Genomic DNA, 3,905 nt, shown 5'->3' on the forward strand with positions numbered 1-3,905 from the left:
CGGATCGCCATGACGCTGTCCTGGATCTCGCGGGTCAGCTGCTCGAGCTCGTCGAGCGCGCTGGCGACGGTCGAGGCGCGGGCGACGCCCAGCTCGTTCACGCGGGCGGCCATCATCGCCTGGTTGATCACCAGCTCGCCGACCAGGTCGATCAGGCTGTCGATCTTGTCGATCGACACGCGCACCGAGCTGGACTCGGCACTGGCCACCGGCGCCGACTCGCGCGCCGCGCGCGCCGTGGCCGCGTCGGTGACGGTGGCCCGGCCTGTTTCGGATTTTGGCGCTTCGGCAGCGGCCGGCGGGGCCACCACGTGCAGCGGCTCGATGGCGAGATCGCACTCGTCCTCCACCCAGTCGAACACACCCTTGATCGCCTCGCGCGTCACCTGCCCGCGCAGCTCCAGGGTCCAGCCAATATGGCACTGGGAAACGTCCAGCGCGTCGAGCGCCGGCAGCTTGTCCAGCTCGGCGGTGACGCTGAGCTCGCCCAGCGCCTTGAGCTCGCGCAGCAGGCGCAGCGGGTCGTTGCCGCTGGCGGCCATGCCCGGATGCGGGCGGAAGGTGATCTTCCACGCATCGGCATGGTCGCGGGCGCGACGCGCCATGACCTGGGTCTCGGCCGCACGGCCCATTACCGCGGCCAGCTCGCCGCGCAGGCCTTCGGCCACCTCGTCGTTCAACGGCTGGCCGGCCTGGGCGCGGGCGAACATGCCGCGCAGGCAGTCCACCGTGCGCAGCAACAGCTCGATGATCGGCTTGTCGATGGCGCGGCGGCCATCGCGCAACTCGTCGAGCAGCGACTCGGCCTCGTGGGTGAAGGCGGCCATTTCGGGAAAGCCGAACGTGGCCGCACCGCCCTTGATCGAGTGGGCAGCGCGGAAGATGGTGTGCACCAGCTCCTTGTCGCCGCCCTCGTCCAGCGCCAGCAGCGCCGTTTCCATGTTGTCGAGTCCTTCCAGGCTCTCCTCGAAGAACACCTGGTGGAACTGCGCCATGCTGACGTTGGCCATGAGGGCTTCTCTCCGGCTCAGCCGAGTACGCGGTTGACGGTGGCCAGCAGCTGTTCGGGATCGAACGGCTTGACCAGCCAGCCGGTGGCGCCGGCGGCCTTGCCTTCCATCTTCTTGTCGGTGTGCGACTCGGTGGTCAGCATGAGAATCGGCACGCCCTTGTATTCGGGCAGCGTGCGCAGCTCGCGCACCATCGAGATGCCGTCCATCACCGGCATGTTCACGTCGGCCAGCACCAGGTCGTAGCGACCGCCACGGGCCTGGTCCAGCGCCAGCTGGCCGTTCTCCGCCTCGCTCACCTCATGGCCGGCACCGCGCAGGGTGAAGGCCACCATGCCGCGCATCGACGCCGAATCGTCCACCGCAAGAATCTTTGCCATCTTCCACCTCGTTTCAGGCCGGCATGGGTGCCGGCAAATCCAGTTCGCCATCCAGCCCGAGCAGGCTGGACGCCTCGCGCAACACGTCGCTGGCGGCGCTCCAGGTCACCGCGCAGGCGCCTGCCGCGGCCGCACGGCGAAACGCCACCAGCAACTGCATGGCCGCGCCGTCGACCTTCTCCACGGCCGCGGCATCGAGCACGGCAGCAGGGCCGCCGACGGCTTCGCGCAGCTGCGGCGCCAGCGCATCGAGCGCGCCCAGGCGGCAGTCCGCCGGCAAAACGATGGGCGCTGCGGCGGTGTCCTGCCGGCCCTTCGATGATCCCTTGCTGCCCATGCGCTTGCCCCGTGGCCGTGCCGGCCGTGATTTCGTTCGGAGGCTTTATCGGCGGGGGCGGCGTGCGCTTTAGGGGCGATCGAAGACGCCGGCTGAAGGCACCGCGCAACGCCGGCGGAACCGGCGCGAACGGCCTGGCGACGGGTGGCGCAGCATTCCCGCGGGGTCGGGTGGATGGCGCGCGCTCCCGCTTCAACCGGGTTACCAGCCTCATCGGCATTCGCTAAAGTTTCCCCGCGCGCGGCCGTTAGCCCTCGACAAGTCGTCGTGTATCCGGCACGACCGTCGCCGTGGGGCGAAGGAGCCTCGCATGATCATCCAACCCACCAGCCTCGCCGCACTCACCTGGCTCGGCGCCGCCTCCGGCACTACCGCGGAGAGCTGGCGCATCGGCGTGGTGATGTCCGCGCGCCCGCTCGGCGTCACCGAGCAGGGCAAGATGGTGCTGCAGATCGGCGGCATGGCGGTGGAAGCGGAGATGCCCGGCCAGCAGGGTTCCCTACCCAACCCGCAGAACGCTTACAACCCGTTGCCTGGTGGCCAGGCCGCCGCCGCGCTGCCGGCACAGTTCCAGGTGCGCGTGCTCAGCCTGGGCACCCAGCCCACGCTGGAAGTGATGCTGCCGCACGCCAGCGAATCGGTGGCGCAAGTGGCGCTACGCGAGCGCCTGCCACAGCAGGACGGCTTCGCCCCGCTGCTCGCCACCGTGCAGGCGCTGGCCCAGCGGCCGGTGATGCGCCAGTTGCCCGCGGCGCTGCGCCCGGTGTTGGCGCAACTCGAACAGGCCATGCGCACGCCCGCCGACATCACCACCGGCGCCGGCCTGCGCGAGGCGATCCAGCGCAGCGGGCTGTTCATGGAATCGAGCCTGGCGCAGAACCCGCTGCTCGCCGCCGGGGTGGGCGAGGAAGACTGGAAAGCCGTGCTGCTCAAGCTCTCCAACCTGCTCGACAGCTACGCCCCGCCGCGCGGCAGCCCGCTCAACCCCGGCGCCGCCGGCAGCGGCAACGAAACCGCGCCGCCCCTGCTGCAACGCGGCCTGCAGGCGCAGGCCCGCGCCGCCGGCACCGCCGCCAATCTCGCCGCGCTCGCCGCCGAAGACGACACCGCGCCCCTGCTCGGCCAGCTGCATACCACCGTGCGCGCCGCCCTGGCGCGGGTGGAAGTGGCCCAGCTGGAAGCGAGCACCGTACCGGCCTGGATCACCGAGATTCCCATCAAGGGCCGCGACGGCCAAGACGTGCTGCAGTTGCAGCTGGACTACCCCGCCGACGCCGGTCCGGACGCGCCGCGCCAATGGACGCTTGGCTTCGCCATCGACCTGCCTACGCTCGGCCCGGTGCAGGGCGAGCTGCAGTTGCACGATCTGCGCCTGTCGGTGCGGCTGTGGGCCGAGCGCGCCAGCACCACCGAGCGCCTGGAGCAGCAGTTCACCGCCCTGCGCCAGCGCCTGGCCGCCTGCGGCCTGCTGCTGGATCAGCTCACCTGCCAGACCGGCCTGCCGCGCGCGCACGGTCGCCACAGCGCCCATCTGCTCAAGGCCACCGCATGACCCAGGCCCTTCCCAACCCCCAGCGCAAGGTGACCTTGAAGCTCACCAGCGGCAGCGGCGACACCGCCGCCCCCTCCCAGCGCGTGCCCGCCGAAACGTTGGACCTGCTGCTCGCCCGCGCCCGCGACCAGGGCATCCCCCTGCACCCGGACACGCAGATCGCCAGCCTGCTCGCCGCCCTGCGCCTGCGCGACGACGTGCCCGGCACCCTCTACGCCGCCGCCGCCTCGGTGCTGGCCTGCGTCTACGAAGCCTCCGGCGAAAAGCTCTAAACAACACCGCCGCTGTTGTAGGAGCCCACTCGCGGGCGATGCCTTGGCTCTGATGCCACATCGAAGCAAAAGCATCGCCCGCCAGCGGGCTCCTACAAAAACCCCTCAAAGACTGCGGCCAGCCCCTCGGCCACCTCACTCCTTATGTAGGAGCCCGCTTGCGAGCGATGCCCTTGGCTCTGATGCCACATCGAAACAAAAGCATCGCCCGCCAGCGGGCTCCTACAAAAAGCCTCAAAGACTGCGGCCAGCCCCTCGCGCCACCTCACTCTTTTTGTTGGAGCCCGCTCGCGGGCGATGCTCCTACTCTGATGCCACATCAAAACCAAAAGCATCGCCCGCCAGCGGGCTCCT

Annotated in this window: 6 protein-coding genes; 2 read left to right on the forward strand and 4 right to left on the reverse strand. The window is 70.1% G+C overall.

Annotation, left to right across the window (positions count from 1 at the left end; genetic code table 11):
* From ACTHJF_RS08895 to ACTHJF_RS08905, 3 genes are all read right to left on the reverse strand, one after another.
* On the reverse strand, positions 1-1,010 hold a 1,010-nt coding region (locus tag ACTHJF_RS08895; RefSeq protein WP_440266798.1), incomplete at its 3' end, for an Hpt domain-containing protein.
* A gap of 17 nt (positions 1,011-1,027) precedes the next feature.
* The gene (locus tag ACTHJF_RS08900) at positions 1,028-1,390 is read right to left on the reverse strand and encodes a response regulator (RefSeq protein WP_431634030.1); all 363 of its coding nucleotides are present in this window, start codon (positions 1,388-1,390) and stop codon (positions 1,028-1,030) included.
* Positions 1,391-1,403: 13 nt separating this feature from the next.
* Positions 1,404-1,727, reverse strand: coding sequence for an STAS domain-containing protein (locus ACTHJF_RS08905; RefSeq protein WP_440261931.1), 324 nt, complete (start codon positions 1,725-1,727; stop codon positions 1,404-1,406).
* A gap of 310 nt (positions 1,728-2,037) precedes the next feature.
* Between ACTHJF_RS08905 and fliK the strand changes: the two genes are divergently transcribed.
* Positions 2,038-3,279, forward strand: coding sequence for a flagellar hook-length control protein FliK (gene fliK / locus ACTHJF_RS08910; protein ID WP_440266799.1), 1,242 nt, complete (start codon positions 2,038-2,040; stop codon positions 3,277-3,279).
* On the forward strand, positions 3,276-3,551 hold the full coding sequence (locus ACTHJF_RS08915; protein ID WP_440266800.1) for a flagellar biosynthesis protein: 276 nt from the start codon (positions 3,276-3,278) through the stop codon (positions 3,549-3,551). The genes fliK and ACTHJF_RS08915 overlap by 4 nt, the downstream gene beginning before the upstream one ends.
* A 92-nt stretch (positions 3,552-3,643) precedes the next feature.
* On the opposite strand, the gene ACTHJF_RS08920 is transcribed toward ACTHJF_RS08915, so the two are convergent.
* Positions 3,644-3,905: hypothetical protein (locus tag ACTHJF_RS08920; RefSeq protein WP_440266801.1), on the reverse strand; the 262-nt coding region annotated here is incomplete at its 5' end.

The organism is Dyella sp. (assembly GCF_051962475.1).
Lineage (GTDB): Bacteria > Pseudomonadota > Gammaproteobacteria > Xanthomonadales > Rhodanobacteraceae > Dyella_A.

Coding starts and splice junctions, on each gene's coding strand:
- ACTHJF_RS08900 (WP_431634030.1), bottom strand. CDS start 1,390: ATGGCAAAGATTCTTGCGGTGGACGATTCGGCGTCGATGCGCGGCATG.
- ACTHJF_RS08905 (WP_440261931.1), bottom strand. CDS start 1,727: ATGGGCAGCAAGGGATCATCGAAGGGCCGGCAGGACACCGCCGCAGCG.
- fliK (WP_440266799.1), top strand. CDS start 2,038: ATGATCATCCAACCCACCAGCCTCGCCGCACTCACCTGGCTCGGCGCC.
- ACTHJF_RS08915 (WP_440266800.1), top strand. CDS start 3,276: ATGACCCAGGCCCTTCCCAACCCCCAGCGCAAGGTGACCTTGAAGCTC.